At 64.1% G+C, this 14,786-nt stretch carries 16 protein-coding genes; 6 read left to right on the top strand and 10 right to left on the bottom strand.

The genetic code is table 11. The features are described 5' to 3' along the window. Positions 1 to 192 precede the first annotated feature (192 nt). The gene (locus ACWGTI_RS20015; RefSeq protein ID WP_454588702.1) at positions 193 to 417 is read right to left on the bottom strand and encodes a hypothetical protein; all 225 of its coding nucleotides are present in this window, start codon (positions 415 to 417) and stop codon (positions 193 to 195) included. Between the two features lie 258 nt (positions 418 to 675). On the opposite strand from ACWGTI_RS20015, the gene ACWGTI_RS20010 reads away from it, so the two are divergent. Together ACWGTI_RS20010 and ACWGTI_RS20005 are read left to right on the top strand one after the other, a co-directional pair. After that, on the top strand, positions 676 to 1,683 hold the full coding sequence (locus ACWGTI_RS20010; protein ID WP_454588701.1) for an aldo/keto reductase: 1,008 nt from the start codon (positions 676 to 678) through the stop codon (positions 1,681 to 1,683). A gap of 67 nt (positions 1,684 to 1,750) precedes the next feature. Further along, positions 1,751 to 2,248 (top strand): N-acetyltransferase family protein, encoded by a 498-nt coding sequence (locus tag ACWGTI_RS20005; protein ID WP_454588700.1) that lies wholly within the window; start codon positions 1,751 to 1,753, stop codon positions 2,246 to 2,248. A gap of 10 nt (positions 2,249 to 2,258) precedes the next feature. On the opposite strand, the gene ACWGTI_RS20000 is transcribed toward ACWGTI_RS20005, so the two are convergent. From ACWGTI_RS20000 to ACWGTI_RS19975, 6 genes are all read right to left on the bottom strand, one after another. After that, positions 2,259 to 2,501 carry a hypothetical protein gene (locus tag ACWGTI_RS20000; protein ID WP_454588699.1) on the bottom strand — a complete coding sequence of 81 codons (243 nt, stop codon included), beginning with the start codon at positions 2,499 to 2,501 and terminating at the stop codon, positions 2,259 to 2,261. Positions 2,502 to 2,648: 147 nt separating this feature from the next. Then, positions 2,649 to 3,278 carry a glutathione S-transferase family protein gene (locus tag ACWGTI_RS19995; RefSeq protein ID WP_454588832.1) on the bottom strand — a complete coding sequence of 210 codons (630 nt, stop codon included), beginning with the start codon at positions 3,276 to 3,278 and terminating at the stop codon, positions 2,649 to 2,651. Positions 3,279 to 3,372: 94 nt separating this feature from the next. After that, positions 3,373 to 4,383: a LacI family DNA-binding transcriptional regulator gene (locus ACWGTI_RS19990; protein WP_454578305.1), complete on the bottom strand. Its 1,011-nt coding sequence runs from the start codon at positions 4,381 to 4,383 to the stop codon at positions 3,373 to 3,375. A gap of 142 nt (positions 4,384 to 4,525) precedes the next feature. Continuing rightward, on the bottom strand, positions 4,526 to 5,533 hold the full coding sequence (locus ACWGTI_RS19985; protein ID WP_454588698.1) for a zinc-dependent alcohol dehydrogenase family protein: 1,008 nt from the start codon (positions 5,531 to 5,533) through the stop codon (positions 4,526 to 4,528). A gap of 41 nt (positions 5,534 to 5,574) precedes the next feature. Continuing rightward, positions 5,575 to 6,345: an L-iditol 2-dehydrogenase gene (locus ACWGTI_RS19980; RefSeq protein ID WP_454578292.1), complete on the bottom strand. Its 771-nt coding sequence runs from the start codon at positions 6,343 to 6,345 to the stop codon at positions 5,575 to 5,577. Positions 6,346 to 6,541: 196 nt separating this feature from the next. After that, positions 6,542 to 7,861, bottom strand: coding sequence for an ABC transporter substrate-binding protein (locus tag ACWGTI_RS19975; RefSeq protein WP_454588697.1), 1,320 nt, complete (start codon positions 7,859 to 7,861; stop codon positions 6,542 to 6,544). A gap of 323 nt (positions 7,862 to 8,184) precedes the next feature. Here ACWGTI_RS19975 and ACWGTI_RS19970 point away from each other — a divergent pair, with 323 nt between their 5' ends. The 3 genes from ACWGTI_RS19970 (at position 8,185) to ACWGTI_RS19960 (ending at position 11,108) form a co-directional block, all read left to right on the top strand. After that, a complete protein-coding gene (locus ACWGTI_RS19970) occupies positions 8,185 to 9,165 on the top strand; it encodes a tagatose kinase (RefSeq protein ID WP_454588696.1) in 981 nt (326 codons plus the stop codon). Further along, positions 9,162 to 10,439, top strand: a complete 1,278-nt coding sequence (locus tag ACWGTI_RS19965; protein ID WP_454588695.1) for a D-tagatose-bisphosphate aldolase, class II, non-catalytic subunit — start codon at positions 9,162 to 9,164, stop codon at positions 10,437 to 10,439. Before ACWGTI_RS19970 ends, ACWGTI_RS19965 begins: the two co-directional genes overlap by 4 nt. Positions 10,440 to 10,517: 78 nt before the next feature. Continuing rightward, positions 10,518 to 11,108 carry a DUF922 domain-containing Zn-dependent protease gene (locus ACWGTI_RS19960; RefSeq protein WP_454588694.1) on the top strand — a complete coding sequence of 197 codons (591 nt, stop codon included), beginning with the start codon at positions 10,518 to 10,520 and terminating at the stop codon, positions 11,106 to 11,108. 68 nt (positions 11,109 to 11,176) lie between these two features. Here the strand turns inward: ACWGTI_RS19960 and ACWGTI_RS19955 are convergent, their stop codons facing one another. Further along, the gene (locus ACWGTI_RS19955) at positions 11,177 to 11,881 is read right to left on the bottom strand and encodes an SDR family oxidoreductase (protein WP_454588693.1); all 705 of its coding nucleotides are present in this window, start codon (positions 11,879 to 11,881) and stop codon (positions 11,177 to 11,179) included. A gap of 121 nt (positions 11,882 to 12,002) precedes the next feature. Here ACWGTI_RS19955 and gcvA point away from each other — a divergent pair, with 121 nt between their 5' ends. After that, positions 12,003 to 12,902, top strand: coding sequence for a transcriptional regulator GcvA (gene gcvA, locus ACWGTI_RS19950; protein WP_454588692.1), 900 nt, complete (start codon positions 12,003 to 12,005; stop codon positions 12,900 to 12,902). A 48-nt stretch (positions 12,903 to 12,950) separates the two neighbouring features. Here gcvA and ACWGTI_RS19945 read toward each other — a convergent pair whose 3' ends face one another. Then, positions 12,951 to 14,051: a flavin-containing monooxygenase gene (locus ACWGTI_RS19945; RefSeq protein ID WP_454588691.1), complete on the bottom strand. Its 1,101-nt coding sequence runs from the start codon at positions 14,049 to 14,051 to the stop codon at positions 12,951 to 12,953. Positions 14,052 to 14,109: 58 nt separating this feature from the next. Continuing rightward, a complete protein-coding gene (locus tag ACWGTI_RS19940; protein ID WP_454588690.1) occupies positions 14,110 to 14,772 on the bottom strand; it encodes a GntR family transcriptional regulator in 663 nt (220 codons plus the stop codon). Positions 14,773 to 14,786 lie beyond the last annotated feature (14 nt).

The raw sequence follows: 14,786 nt of genomic DNA, 5'->3' as shown, positions 1-14,786 counted from the left end.
CCCCCTCTGGCCTGCCGGCCATCTCCCCCGCAAGGGGGGAGATCGGATGACGCGTATGCCTTCGTCAATTTCCAGCGATGCAAAAAGGGAGCCGGCGGCGAAACGGCTAGTCTCCCTCCTTGTGGGGGAGATGTCCGGCAGGACAGAGGGGGGTGCTGTCCCGCCAACCTTGCCCTCTTCATCCTGGAATGCTCAATCGTCGGCGGCTGGCATCAAGTCCAGCTCGGCCGGAGTCAGCCCCTGTTGCAGCTGGCTCAGCCGGAATTCATCGACCCAGTAGGCCTCGCCATCGACCAGCACGCGGGCCGAGTAGACCCCACCGGAAAAGCTTTGCGCGGTGATGTACACCTTGTGACGGTCAAGCGCCTTGCGCACCGCGGCGCGTTTGGACTTCTGGCTGGCGACGGGACTGACCATGAACCGCTCATACACAACAACCGCAAGACATGGCGGCCCCTCAAGGATGCTGGAGATCGGCTGTTCTGTCAATTTTGGACTGCCAACCAGTCTGGCGGCAGCACGATCCGGCGGCAGCAAAAAAGCCCGCCGCGGGCCCCACATGCCCAGGGACGCTGGGCGTAATGCCCTATGCTATCGATCCTGAATCGGCCGAGCGTCTCTGGAAATTGAGCGAGCGGCTTCTATAGTTTCTCCGTGCTCTCAAGGAGAACAGCAATGACCCTCAGAACCCGCAAACTCGGCAGCCAGGGCCTGCAAGTGTCGGCGATCGGCCTCGGCTGCATGGGCATGAGCCAGTCTTACGGTCCGGCCGATGAGGCAGAATCGATCGCCACCTTGCACCGCGCCATTGAACTCGGCTGTACCTTCCTTGACACGGCGGAAGTCTACGGCGCCTATGCCAATGAAGAATTGCTCGGGCGAGCGCTGAAGGGCCGGCGCGATGAGGTGACCATCGCCACCAAATTCGGCTTCCGCATCGAAAACGGCAGACAGGTGGGCACGGAGCGAGACAGCCGGCCCGACCATATTCGCGAGGCGCTGGAGGGGTCGCTGAAGCGGCTCGGCACCGACCATGTCGACCTCTACTACCAGCACCGCGTCGACCCTGCTGTACCGATGGAAGACGTCGCCGGTACGATCGGCCGGCTGGTTGCCGAGGGCAAGGTGCGCTTCTTCGGCCTGTCGGAGGCAGGTGCGGCCAACATCAGCCGGGCGCATGCCGTGCACCCGGTGTCGGCGCTGCAGAGCGAATATTCGCTTTGGGAGCGCAACCTGGAGCCGGAGATCATCCCGTTGCTCGAAAAGCTCGGCATCGGCCTAGTGCCGTTCGCGCCGCTCGGCCGCGGCTTCCTCGCCGGCGCCGTCAAGCGCGCCGAGGAGTATCCCGAAGGCGATTTCCGCCGCGGCGACCCGCGCTACCAGGGCGCCAATTTCGATGCCAACGTCGCCGCAGCCGCTGCGGTGCAAGAGGTCGCAGCTGCGAAGGGAGTGAAACCCGCACAGATCGCGCTGGCCTGGGTGCTCGCCAAGGGCGACAGTTTCGGCATCGACATCGTGCCGATTCCCGGCACCAAGCGGCGCAAGTATCTGGAGGAGAATGTCGCGGCGGCGGCGATCCGGCTCGAGCCCACCGAAATGGCTGCGCTTGACGCTGCGCTTGCGCCAGGCAAGGTCGCAGGCCCGCGCTACAATGAGCGGGTAATGACGACGATCGATCGGTAGGACGATCCTTTTTTCGCACCCTGCGCGGCTCTTGATTGCCGGCGCGATCTCGGCATGATCGCAGGCGATGACCCAGATCAGAGCCATGACCGTAAAAGACGTGCCGTCGGTGTCGCGCCTATTGGGCGAATCCTGGCGGCGCACCTATTCACCGATCATGGGAGCTGCGATCACCGCGCGGCTCTCCGACGACAAGCACGCGCCTGAGCGGCTGGCTGAGGAACTCAGCGATGACAACAAGATGTCGTTCGTGGCCGAGCGGCCGGACGGGTCGATCGCCGGTTATGCGATGGCGGCGATGGACGATCGTGGCGATGTCCTGCTCGACCGGCTGCATATCGACAAGACCGAGTTCGGCAGCGGGCTCGCCACCGACCTGCTGCACGCCGTGCTCGCCGCCCATGCCGGCATTCCCTCGATTGCGCTGGAAGTGATCGAAGGCAATGACCGGGCGATCGCCTTCTACCGCAAGCACGGCTTCGAGGCGGTCGAGCGCCGGCCGGCCGCGCACGGCGTCGCCGGCCACGCCTCGGTGATCATGCGCAGGCTGCTGTCGAGGGCGTAGAAGTGAGGCCCTACTGAAACCCCATCGCCGGCGCCACCGGGCCATCCTCGTCCTCGGGCATGTCGAGGATCTCGATCAGCCGCGCCACCTTCGTTCCAGGCAAGGGGCGGCCTTCGTTGACCAGCGCCTCGTCGGCGCCAAGCCAGGCGAAGGCCTCGCGCAGTTCTTCAAGGCTAGCGCCGGTCAGCGCGATGTCGGCAATGACCGCCTCGTCTACCGGGCCTAACACCGAAATGATGTCGTCGCGTGTCATGGTCACCTCCATGCAAGGTGCCGGCCTGTCGTCGAGATGACGCCGGGATGCGGCATCCAGCCGGCGGATTGCGAGCTCGAACCCCGCCGACAGACAGAATCTGGGTCTTGTTTTCGGTGAGACAAGGTGAACGCGCGGCTTTTGCCGTCAGGCATTGGAATGCGGATCGATGCCGTAGGCATGCACGGGATAGCCGGGACCGATGGCAGCCGCCACTCGATCCATCCAGGCGAGGACAGCCGGATAGTCCGCCAGCGCGAAGGCGCAATCTTCGGCCAGGTGGCCGTAGGCATAGACGGCGATGTCGGCGACGGTGAGCGTGTCGCCGACAAGGAACGGCGTATCGTTCAGGCTGCGCTCCAGCGCGGCGAGCGTGCGGGCGCTGGCTTCGCGCTTGGCCGCGACCATCGCCTGGTTGCGCTCCAGCCTTCCGGTCAGCGTCCAGAAACGCAGCGACCCGATAACCGGCTCGACATGGTACTGTTCGAAGAACAGCCATTGCATGATCTTGGCGTTGACATAGCGGTCGGCCGGCAGAAACGGCGTGCCCTCGGCGAGGTAAATGAGGATCGCATTCGATTCAGCGATCGCGCGGCCATCCTCCAACTCAAGCACCGGGACGGCACCGGCCGGGTTGAGCTTCAGGAAGGCGTCGGTGTGGCTCTCACCCTCGAAGATCGACACCAGGCGGCTGTCATAAGGAATGTCGAGCAGCCCCAGTACAACTCTTGCCTTCCAGCCGTTTTGCGATGGCAGGTAATCATGAAGCGTGAGCATGGCTGTCCTTTCGCTGCGGTCGCCGCCAGCCATGCATGGGATCCGCGACAGTTGCCACCCGAATCCTGCGATATGAACGCAGGAGATCGGCTACTTACGCCGAACTGCGCAGCATCAGCTCGGCGTTGAGCAGTATGCGCGCGCCTGCCCGCTTTGCGGCGGACGCGTCCTCATCCAGCCGCTCGAGCAGCAGGCCGATGGCGAGGCGGCCGATCTCGTTGTAATTCTGCGCTACTGTGGTGATCGGCGGGCAGGCATAGCGCGACAGCGGATGGTCGTCATGGCCGGCGACCCTGAAGTCGCAATCCGCCCCGTGGCCGACCTTCAGTCCGAGCTGGAAGGCGGCGCCGAGCACGCCGAAGGCGACGCGATCGTTGGCGCACAGCACGGTTTTGGTCGGAAAGCCGCTACTTTTCAGGATGCGCATCGCCTCGTCATAGCCGAACTTTTCGAAATCCCACGAGCGCACGTCCTCGACCGGCACGATCGACGGCGTCATCTTGAACTGCCGCATGGCCTCGACATAGGCGTCCTGGCGCGCCGAGGCATTGTTGTTGACCAGAGGCATGGCGAAGTAGCAGGGCGGCTCGCCGGAGCGGCAGAGATAATCGACGATCAGCCTGAAACTCTGCCGGTTGTCGGTGCCGACGAAGGAGGATGTCTCGTCGAGCGGCGAGTCGACATAGATCAGCGGGATGCTCGATCCGAGCTCGGCCAGGATGCGGTGGTGTGACTGCACGCCGAGCGGCGCGATAATGGCACCGGCAATGTTCATCGAGCGAAACGTCTGGATCGCCTGGTCCTCCATTTCGGCGCGGCCGTCGGAGGACAGCACGAAGGCCAGGAAGCCGGCCTCGTTGGCGATCAGCTCGATGCGGCGGGTCAGCGCCATGTAGAACGGGTCGGTCGAGTTCGGGATGATGACGCCGAGGATGTTGCTGCGGCGGCGGTTGAGGTTGACCGCGAACATGCTCGGCCGGAAATCGGATTTCTTCAGCGCCGCCTCGATGGCGCTGCGGGTGTTCTTGCGGACGGAACTAGGGTCGTTGAAATATTTGGAGACGGTAGTGCGAGACAAGCCGACGAAGTCCGAGAAATCCTCCATCGTCCTTATCGTCTTTGCCATCTGCCGCCCCTGTTCGACCTTCCCGTCCCTGTCTACGTGAGTCACCCTGCCGCGCAAAGCAGCAAGGTTTCACCGGTGGTAGAGCCAGTTTGCCGGTTCATGACGTGCCGTGCATCCTCATTCAAATATCAGCCGCAAACTGGACTTTCATCGTCGCTGGATCGCCGCTCGTCTTGGCGAAGAAGGGCAGCATTTCGGCAAGCGGTAAGCGGTGGCTGACCAGCCTCGCCATGGTGCCGTCGTCGCGCTTGAGGATGTCGAGCGCCTGCGGGATGTTGCGGTTCAGCGAATGCGAGCCGGCCAGCCTGATCTGCCGGCGGAAGATCTCGAACGGCGCCACCGAGATCCTGGCATCGGGGGGGCAGACGCCGAAGACGAGTGCCGTGCCGCCATCCGCGGTGAAGCCGATCATGCCTTCGACCACTTTGGCGACGCCGGTGGCGTCGGCGACGAAATCGAAGCACCGCGCCTTTGCCGAAAGCACCTGCGATCCAGACATTAGCGGCTCTAGTCCGAGCGCCTCGGCGAAGGCAAGGCGCGGCTCGCTGAGGTCGGCGACAGCCACCTTTGCCACCCCCGTCGCCTTCAGCGACAGCGCCAGCAGCAGACCGATCGGCCCGGCGCCGAAGACCAGTGCGGTGGCTGGCATGCGCTGCTCGATGCCGGCGGCGCCGAGGCCGTTGAGCACGCAGGCAAGCGGCTCGGCCAATGCGGCGGTGGCGAAGCCGAGTTCGCCGATATCATACAGATGATCGACGGCGACGAGGCTGAACTCGGCGAAGCCGCCGTCCTCGGTCACGCCATAGGCTTTGAGCGAAGCGCACAGATTGGCGAGACCCTTCCTGCAGCTGGCGCAATGGCCGCAAGGTATGTTGGGGTCGACGGCGACCCGGTCGCCGGGCCGCACGGCGGTGACGTCTCCCGCGACGGCTTCGACGACACCGGCATATTCATGGCCGGGAACGAGGGGGAACGCTCCCTCGCCATAGCGGCCATGCAGCACCTCGATGTCGGTGTGGCAGAGGCCGGCGGCACGGACCCGCACCAGCGCATGCCCGGGCGCGATGTCTGGCAAATCCAGCTCCGCCATGCCGGCAATACCAGCGCCGGAAAATCGGATGGCTTTCATTGTGTCCTCTCGTCTTGACGTTCCGAGTGGGCGCCGGCGTCTCAACTCATCCAGTTGCCGCCGTCGACATTGTAGGTCTGGGCCAGGATGTAGTCGCTGTCGGAAGAGGCGAGAAAGACGGCGAGGCCGGCAACGTCCTCGGGCCGCGCGAAACGGCCGATGGGCACGGATTTCGCCACCGCCGCTTTCTTCTCGCCGGGCTTCAATCCCTCCCAGCGGGCGAAGTGGGCATCGACGACTTCCCAATGTTCGCCGTCGACGACGCCGGGGGCGATGGCATTGACGTTGATGCCATGCTTGACCAGCGCCAGTGCCGCTGATTGCGTCGCCGAAATGATCGCCGCCTTGGAGGCGCAGTAAAGCGTCACGAGAGCTTCACCGCGGCGGCCGGCCTGGCTCGCCATGTTGATGATCTTGCCGCCGCGGCCGCGCGCGATCATGACATTGGCCACCGCCTTCATCACGAACAGCGGGGCCTTGAGATTGATGTCGAAGACACGGTCATAGCTTGCTTCGGTGATATCGGTGATCGGCGCCATGTCGAAGATGGCCGCGTTGTTGACGAGTATATCGATGCCGCCGAATTTCTTATCGATCTCGGCCACGACAGTCTCGATCGCATCGAGGTCGGTGACGTCGAGCCAGACGGCGCTTGCCGCCGGACCGATCGCGGCGGCCGCCTTGGTCGCGCGATCGATGTCGATGTCGGCGATCACAACTTTGGCGCCCTCGCGGACAAAGGCTTGCGCGAAGCCCAGCCCGATGCCGCGCGCGCCGCCTGTGATCAGGGCAATCTTGTCGGTCAGCTTCATTGCGATTTTTTCCCGAGTTTCAAGAAACGATATCCGGACCGCCAGGCGGCGGCCAGTGCGTGGCCTTTTGGAGAACGCACGGACCCTAAAATGCTCTGGCGGGGTCCGTGCATCCTCCCGGCCTGCTGCAACGGGAGGTCTGGACAGGCCGGATCGCCAGGAGCGGCACACGCTCCGCTCCTGGCGTTGCTATTGCCTATTTGATGTAGCCGGCCTCGGTCATGGTCCGCTCCACTTCGGTCTGAGCGCCGGCCAGCACGTCGTCGACCGACTTCTGGCCGGTGACGGCGGCGGCGACCGCCTGGCCGACCTCGGTGCCAATGCCTTGGAACTCAGGGATGGCAACGAACTGGATGCCGGTATAAGGCACCGGATCCTTGGTCTGCTTGGTTGGGTCGGCGGATTCGATCGCCGAAAGCACCGTCGCGGCGAAGGGCGCGGCCTTCTGGTAGTCCGCGCTGGCATAGGTGGATTTGCGCGTTCCCGGAGGTGCCGCGACCCAGCCCTCGGTCTCGCCGACGCGCTGGACATAGGCTTTCGAGGTCGCCCACTTGACGAAGGACTTCGCGGCGTCCGCCTTCTTGGACGAGGCCGGGATGGCGAGGCTCCATGCCCAGCCCCAGGCCGAGCCGTTGGGCGTGACCGCCACCGGCGCCTTGGCGAAGGCCACCTTGTCGGCGACCTTGCTCTGCTTCGGATCGTAGACGCGGCCCGCCGCCGAGGTGGCGTCGATCCACATGGCGCAATGGCCCGACGCGAACAGCGTCTGGTTCTCGTTGAAGCCGTTGGAGCTGACGCCCGGAGGACCGTCCTTCTTCATCGTGTCGACATACCAGCCGATCGCCTTCTTCCACTCGGGCGAATTGATCTGCGGCTTCCAGTCCATGTCGAACCAGCGGCCACCGAATGTGTTCACCAGCGTGCCGACGAAGGCCATGTTCTCGCCCCAGCCCGGCTTGCCGCGCAGGCAGAGCCCATATTGTTCCTTCGACTTGTCAGTGAGCTTGTCGGCGAATTCTGTGATCTGGTCGTAGGTCGGCTGCTCCGGCATCTTCAGGCCGGCGGCGTCGAAAAGGTCCTTGCGGTAGAGCGTGAACGAGCTTTCGGCATAGAATGGCACGGCATAGAGATTGCCGTCGACTGTCAGGCCGCTGCGCACCGGCGTGATCAGATCGTCATAGTCATAATCGTCGCCGAGATCGTTGAGGGACGTCAGCCAGCCTGCCTTGCCCCAGATCGGCGTCTCATAGCCGCCGATAGTGAGAACATCGAACTGGCCGGCCTTGGTGGCGATGTCGGTTGTGACGCGTTCGCGCAGAACGTTCTCCTCCAGCACCACCCAGTTGACCTTGTTACCGGTCGCCTTCTCCCATTCCGGCGACAGCTTCTGCATGATGATCATGTCGCCATTGTTGACCGTGGCAACCGTGATTTCCGTGGCGAGCGCCGCGCCCGTCGTGAGCGCCGAAGCAGCGGCCGACACGGCGAGAATTCCGATGAGCTTACACGTTGGCATTTGCGATTCCTCCCTTACGAATGCGCATGAATAACTGAACATGCGTGTATATTTCATTGTGCTACAAAACACCCACTGTCAAGGCAGAAATGGCCGGAATTTTGCCGCGACAGTCACGCTTCCTGCTTGACTGTGCGCAGACAGGCGCGTTGATAAAGTTACCGACTCGCCCCATAAAATGTACATGCGTATAGTTTTGCCTTGACTTTGCTTTCGCCGCGATTTACCTCGACCCGCAGCCAGGCGCTATCGTGCGGTCCACCGCGGACCGCATCGCGTGCGGCTCTGGAGGGAAGGCTTTGGGGGAGACGAAATTGCAGGCAATGAGCCGCCGCAGGGAGATCGCCGCCGAGGCCGTGGGACCAACGATTGTCGCCGGCGAAATCCTGGTCGAGATCATGGCGATAGAACGGGGTTTTGGCTTCGTTGAGCCGCAGACCCTGGTCGGGCCATTCCCTAGCGGCGCACCGGCGATCTTCATTGACCAAGTGGCAAGGCTGGGCGGCAGCGCCGGGCTTATCGGCTGCGTCGGCCGCGACGATTTCGGAACGACCAATCTGGAGAGACTGAAGCGCGACGGCGTCGATGTTTCGGCCGTTGATGTCAGCGACCGCTACCCCACCGGAAGCGCGTTCGTACGCTACCGACCCGATGGCGGCCGCGACTTTGTCTACAACATCGCCGAATCCGCCGCAGGGCAGATCCGCCTTACCGCCGCTGCACGCCTGCTGGCGGATAGAGCCGGCCATTTGCACATCATGGGATCGACGCTGTCGGTTGCCGGGCTGAGGGAGATCGTCACCCACGCCGTGCAAGCAGTCCGCGCCCGCGGTGGCTCGACGTCGTTCGATCCGAATATGCGCAAGGAGCTGATCGACGGCGCCGATGGCACGCTGTTTTCAGCACTGGTCGACGATGCCGACCTGCTGCTGCCGTCCGGCGACGAGCTCTCCGCCGCGGCCGGCGTCGATGACGAACGCCAGGCGGTGGCGGCGCTGATCGCCAGGGGGGTCGGCGAGATCGTACTGAAGCGCGGCGCTTCCGGGTCTTCCTATTTCGGCGCCGACGGCACCAGGATCGATTGCGCTGGCTTCGTGGTCGAGGAAGTGGACCCGACCGGCGCCGGCGACTGTTTCGGTGCGACCTACCTGACCTGCCGGCGCGGCGGGATGGAGCCGGCCAAGGCGCTGTTTTATGCCAATGCGGCCGGCGCCCGCAACGTCACGCGGCAAGGCCCGATGGAGGGCGTTGCCGGCTTCGATGGGCTTGACGACTTCATCGCCGGTACAGCGAGGCAGACATGACGATCAATTCGCTTGCAGGGCTCGCCAGCGCGCGGGCAAACGGATCTCCGTACGGCATAACCTCGATCTGCTCGGCGCATCCGCTGGTGATCCAGACGGCGATACGGCGTGCGGTCTCCGACGAACAGGCCAGCCTGCTGATCGAGGCGACCTGCAACCAGGTCAACCAGTTCGGTGGCTACACCGGGATGACGCCCGACCTGTTCGTCGCCTTCGTGCTGGAGATCGCCGGCAAGGAGGGGCTGGAGGCCTCGCGCATCATCTTCGGCGGTGATCACCTGGGACCCAACCCTTGGCGCACCGAGCCGGCGGCGCAGGCGATGGCCAAGGCCGAAGCCATGGTCACGGCTTACGTCTGGGCGGGCTTCAGCAAGATCCACCTCGACGCCTCGATGGGCTGCGCGGGCGAGCCCGCCGCGCTCGACGACGAAACCATCGCCACGCGGGCGGCGCGGCTCGCCAGGGCGGCCGAAAAGGCAGCGCGCGAATCCGGCGGCGTGCCACCCGTCTACATCATCGGCACCGAGGTTCCCGCGCCCGGGGGCGTTGACCACGCGATCAGTGACCTGAAACCCACCGAAGCGGCGGCGGCGCGCCGCACGATAGAGGTTCATCGCGAAATCTTCGCCCGGGAGGGCGTCGCCGAAGCATTCGGCCGCGTCATCGCCGTGGTGGTGCAGCCAGGCGTGGAGTTCGGCAGTCAGAATGTCATCGCCTACAGGTCCGAGGCGTCGAAGGCGCTGACCGGACTGCTCGACGAGGAACCGACGCTGGTCTACGAGGCGCATTCCACCGACTATCAGAGCCGTCCGGCGCTGACGGCGCTTGTCGCAAACGGCTTTCCCATCCTCAAGGTCGGCCCGGGCCTGACATTCGCCTTGCGCGAGGCGTTTTACGGGCTCGACCTGATCGCTTCCGAAATGGTCGCGGACTATGGCGAGAGATCGCTAGCACGCACAATGGAGCGGGTGATGCTGGCGTCGCCCGGCAATTGGCACAGCCACTATCATGGCGATGAGAAGAGCCTTCGTCTGCAGCGCCACTACAGCTACAGCGACCGGATCCGCTATTATTGGAGCAACCCCATTGCTGTTGCTGCCGTCGATCGCCTGCGCGTGGCGTTGCACGGCATTGCCATCCCCGAAACGCTGATGCGGCAATTCCTGCCGACGTTGCCGGCCGGACTTGGACCGGCTGGCAATCCCGAGGCGATTTTTCACGCGGCGATCGGACAGGTTCTGGCCGATTACGACGCCGCCTGCCGCGGCGGTTGAATCCTGCACCGCTTTGTCAGTCGCCGCGCCCAATGCTAGAGCGAAGGGCATAACCAGTGGCAGCCCTTTGACATCAGTATGAAACCAGTCGTTTTGTTCGTCCTGCTCGCGGCCTTGTCGCTCGCCTCGCCTGCACGCGCGGACTGGAAGCCGCTCGAGAAGGTCGAGACCTACGCCATATCGGGCCAAAACGGCCCCGAACTCTATGCATCGATCGGCAAAGCGGGCCCGTTGCTCGGCAAGGGGCGGGTCATTGCGCACACCAATTTCAAGCTGACCTGGACCAGGGACTACAAGCCGCAAGGCGGCGCCTGCGTGCTGCGATCGGCGCGACCGAAACTCATCATCACCTACACCTTGCCCAAGCCCGCCGCGTCGCTGTCGCCTGCCGTGCAAAAGAGCTGGGAGACTTTCGCCGCCGGGCTCGCCGCCCATGAAAAGGTGCATGGCGCAGCCATCGTCGAGATGGTGCACAAGATCGAAGCAGTCAGCGTCGGCCTGACGATCGCCGATGACCCCGGCTGCAGCAAGATCCGGGCCGAGCTGACCCGGCAGCTTGCCGAAATCTCGCTGGCGCAGCGACAGGCCAGCCGGGACTTCGACAAGGTCGAATTCGGTCCCGGCGGCAATCTGCGGCAGCTGGTTTTCAATCTGATGACCGGAAAATAGAGCCGGATCACGAAAAGATTCGGGATACGGCCCTATCTATTTGTTTTTGGCCTATCTTCTCCGCTTGATCAGATGGCGCGGATGATGCCGCCGTCGACGCGGATGTTCTGGCCAGTGATGTAGCCGGCGCCTTCCGAAGCGAGGAAGGCAATGGTGGCGGCAATTTCCTCCGAGGTGCCGTAGCGCTGCATCGGCACCGAGTCGCGGCGCTCCTCGGTGGCCGGCAGGCTGTCGATCCAGCCGGGCAGGACATTGTTCATGCGCACATTGTCGGCGGCATAGGTGTTGGCGAAGATCTTGGTATAGGCGGCGAGACCGGCGCGGAACACAGCGGATGTCGGGAACATCGGGCTCGGCTCAACCACCCAGGCCGTCGAGATGTTGATGATGGCGCCGGCCTTCTGCTTGACCATCTGCGGCGCCACGATGCGCACCGGCCGGATGACGTTGAGCAGGTAGACGTCCATGCCGGTGTGCCACTGCTCGTCCGTGATCTCCAGGATCGGCGCGCGCGGCCCGTGGCCACCGCTGTTGACCAGCACGTCGATGCGGCCGTAGCGCTGGAGCGTCAGGTCGACAAGCCGCTGCAGATCGTCATTCGACTGGTTGGAGCCGGTGACGCCGAGGCCGCCAAGTTCCTTGGCCAAGGCCTCGCCCTTGCCGGAGGAAGACAGGATCGCAACCTTGAAACCATCCGCCGCCAGGCGCTTGGACGCTGCCGCGCCCATGCCGCTGCCACCAGCCACGACCAATGCCACTTTTTCTACACTCATCTGATTTTCCTTCATGGGTTGGCGAGACGTGATGTTTCCGGGCTTTGACCAGTGCTATAACCGGTTTTGCTAGCTGGTTCGAACCAGAAAGCCTGAAATCAAGCTGTAGAAAAACTACTGGATGCCCGAAGCCTTCCTGAGCCTGCCGCCGTTGAATGCGCTGCGCGCCTTCGAGGCCGCCGCGCGTCACCTCAACTTCCGCATCGCCGCGGAGGAACTAAACGTGACGCAAGGGGCAGTGGCGCAGCATATTCGTGGGCTGGAGGCCGATCTCGGCGCAAAACTGTTCGAGCGGCTGCCGCGCGGGCTGGCACTGACCGACGAAGGCCGCGCCTATGTGCCCAACATCCGCCGCGCCTTCGACCTGATCTCGGAGGCGACCTTGCTGTTGCGCCCCGAACCGGCGCGGCTGACGATCAGCGTCACGCCCAGCTTTGCCACCAAATGGCTGATCCCGAAACTGCCGGAGTTCGTCGCGCACAATCCGCTTGTCGATCTGCGCATTCTGGCCAGCGAAAGCCTGTCGAGTTTCCAGGCCGATGGCGTCGACATCGCGGTCAGGCAAGGCCGTCCGCCCTTCGGCGCCGGCCTGATGGTCGACCTTTTGTTTCCACAGCAGATCGTCGCCATCTGCAGCCCTTCGCTGCTGCCGACCGGCGCGAACGAGATCGCGCCGACCGATATCCAGCATCACGTCCTGCTGCACGATGCGCACAATCTGTGGCCGGAGTTCATGGAAAAAGCGCTCGGCTTGAAGATGGCCACTGAGGCGAAACGCATGCGCTTCAACCAGACCGGCCTGGCGATCGACGCGGCCATAGCCGGCCAAGGCATCGCGCTGGCCAGCCGTTTTCTGGTCGCAGCCGACATTGCCGCCGGCCGACTGGTGCAACCAATCAACGCGGAGATGCGCGGCACGCAGGATTTCCATGTCGTGGTGCCACGCAAGCAGCGCCACCCCGAGCCGACGCAAGCGGTGCGGCAATGGCTGCTGGATGAGGGGGGTGTGGAGGATAGCTGATCTCCCCCTTTGCGGGGGAGATTGGCAGCTTCGCTGACAGCGCTCCCTTTACCGCCGCCGCGCAATGTCAGCCGCCACCGCCTTCGCCTCCCGGCCTATTTCCCTGAGCAGACCGGTGACCGGATTGTAGAAGCCGACGAGGTAGAGGCCGAGCTCGGAGGAGCGGGCATTGACGCCGCTGCGCTCCGGCTGCAGCTCCGCCGGCAGAAACTTTTCGTAGCCCGGACGGTAGCCAGTGGCGAGGATGACGGCGTCGAACGCTTCCTGCCTTCCGTCGGTGAACGCGGCGCCGTGCTCGGTGAAACGGACTATGTCGGGCGCTATCTTGATGGCGCCTTTGGTGATGGCATCGACCGTGCCGACATCGATGACCGGGATGCGGCCGACCTCGTCGATCTGCTGCAGGATGCCCTGTTTCGGCCGGACGATGCCGTATTTTTCGAGCTTGCCCAGCGCGAAATCGAGGATGATCGGGAACATCCAATCGTTCAGCGCCTGCGGCATTGGCCGGCTGGCGATGCCGACCATCTGGATCGGCACGCCGAACAGCTGGCGCGGTACGATGTGGACGCCTTTGCGCACAGAGATAGTCGGGTGCGCACCGCCTTCGGCAAGGTCGAGGGCGATCTCGGCGCCGGTGTTGCCCATGCCGACGATCAGCACCGAACGGCCGGCAAAGGGCGCGGCTTGCGTATAGTCGGCGCTGTGCAGAACCTCGCCCTTGAAGGCATCGATGGCGGCAAGCCTGGGCACGATCGGCTCGGCATTGTTGCCGCTGGCGACGACGACATGGCGCGCCCTGAGGGTGTCCGATCCCGCCTCAACCAGAAACCCGTCGTCGCGGCGAATGGCTTTCACAGTCACGCCGAAGCGCGGGTGCAAATCGAATTTTTTCGCGTAGTCGTCGAGGTAACGAACCACCAGTTCGCGCGGCACGTAGCGCGGATAGTCCCTCGGAAATGGCTGGAACGGCAGCGAAGAGAACGACTTGACCGTATGCAAATGCAGCCGACGATAGTGCCGCCGCCAGGCGGGCGCCACCTGCCCGGCTTTTTCGAGGATGACGAAATCCACCCCTGCCCGCTTCAGGCAGGCGCCGACCGCCAGGCCGGCGGGGCCGGCACCGACAATGACGACAGTCGTGTCCAAGCGATTCTCCTCCCGCAAGCCTGGCTGAGGCTATGCGCAAAGGCGCAGGTGGGACAAGTCACCCGTTCCGCAATATCCCGGCCTTGGCCAGCGTTTCCATGCCATCGCGGAGATGTTTCTTCAGCACGCGCACGGCTTCCGCCGCGTCGCGCTTGCGGCAGGCGGCGAGCAGTTCGCGGTGTTCGGCCTGCGAGACGCCGCGATAGTCGAGGCTGGACAGGAGCATACGGACATAACGGTCGGCGGCATTGTGGTGCGCTTCGATCAGGCCGAGCAGCCGGGCGTTGCCGCAGGCACTGTAAAGCGCCAGATGGAAGGCCCGGTTCAGCACCCCCCAACGGGCGACATCGGGCTCGGCGTCGATGCGGGCGAGCACCTGCGCTGCCTCGTCGAGCTTTTCACTGCCAAGCACTGGGACAGACAGGTTGAGCGCCTGGCTTTCGAGCAGGTCGCGCAAGGCAAAGATCTCCCTGATCTCGGTGGCGTCCATGCAGGCGACATGCGCACCTTTGGTCGGGTGGATCTGGACGATGCCTTCGGCCTCGAGCTGGCGCAGCGCGTCGCGGATCGGCATGCGGCTGAAGCCGAAGCGCAGCGCAAGCTCGTCCTGGCGCAGCGCCGTGCCGTCCGCCAGGCTACCGTCGACGATCGCCTCGCGCAGCACAATGGCGACCTGTTCGGCCACCGTCTGCGGCCGCTGCATTTCGGCAAATCCAACCATACGATCCCCTCCTG

Source organism: Mesorhizobium sp. ArgA1, assembly GCF_053714375.1.
This window is presented reverse-complemented; position numbering and strand designations above follow the sequence as displayed.

Excerpts from the sequence above, each read along its gene's own strand:
- ACWGTI_RS20015 (WP_454588702.1), bottom strand. The coding sequence starts at position 417 with ATGGTCAGTCCCGTCGCCAGCCAGAAGTCCAAACGCGCCGCGGTGCGC.
- ACWGTI_RS20010 (WP_454588701.1), top strand. The coding sequence starts at position 676 with ATGACCCTCAGAACCCGCAAACTCGGCAGCCAGGGCCTGCAAGTGTCG.
- ACWGTI_RS20005 (WP_454588700.1), top strand. The coding sequence starts at position 1,751 with ATGACCCAGATCAGAGCCATGACCGTAAAAGACGTGCCGTCGGTGTCG.
- ACWGTI_RS20000 (WP_454588699.1), bottom strand. The coding sequence starts at position 2,501 with ATGACACGCGACGACATCATTTCGGTGTTAGGCCCGGTAGACGAGGCG.
- ACWGTI_RS19995 (WP_454588832.1), bottom strand. The coding sequence starts at position 3,278 with ATGCTCACGCTTCATGATTACCTGCCATCGCAAAACGGCTGGAAGGCA.
- ACWGTI_RS19990 (WP_454578305.1), bottom strand. The coding sequence starts at position 4,383 with ATGGAGGATTTCTCGGACTTCGTCGGCTTGTCTCGCACTACCGTCTCC.
- ACWGTI_RS19985 (WP_454588698.1), bottom strand. The coding sequence starts at position 5,533 with ATGAAAGCCATCCGATTTTCCGGCGCTGGTATTGCCGGCATGGCGGAG.
- ACWGTI_RS19980 (WP_454578292.1), bottom strand. The coding sequence starts at position 6,345 with ATGAAGCTGACCGACAAGATTGCCCTGATCACAGGCGGCGCGCGCGGC.
- ACWGTI_RS19975 (WP_454588697.1), bottom strand. The coding sequence starts at position 7,861 with ATGCCAACGTGTAAGCTCATCGGAATTCTCGCCGTGTCGGCCGCTGCT.
- ACWGTI_RS19970 (WP_454588696.1), top strand. The coding sequence starts at position 8,185 with ATGAGCCGCCGCAGGGAGATCGCCGCCGAGGCCGTGGGACCAACGATT.
- ACWGTI_RS19965 (WP_454588695.1), top strand. The coding sequence starts at position 9,162 with ATGACGATCAATTCGCTTGCAGGGCTCGCCAGCGCGCGGGCAAACGGA.
- ACWGTI_RS19960 (WP_454588694.1), top strand. The coding sequence starts at position 10,518 with ATGAAACCAGTCGTTTTGTTCGTCCTGCTCGCGGCCTTGTCGCTCGCC.
- ACWGTI_RS19955 (WP_454588693.1), bottom strand. The coding sequence starts at position 11,881 with ATGAGTGTAGAAAAAGTGGCATTGGTCGTGGCTGGTGGCAGCGGCATG.
- gcvA (WP_454588692.1), top strand. The coding sequence starts at position 12,003 with ATGCCCGAAGCCTTCCTGAGCCTGCCGCCGTTGAATGCGCTGCGCGCC.
- ACWGTI_RS19940 (WP_454588690.1), bottom strand. The coding sequence starts at position 14,772 with ATGGTTGGATTTGCCGAAATGCAGCGGCCGCAGACGGTGGCCGAACAG.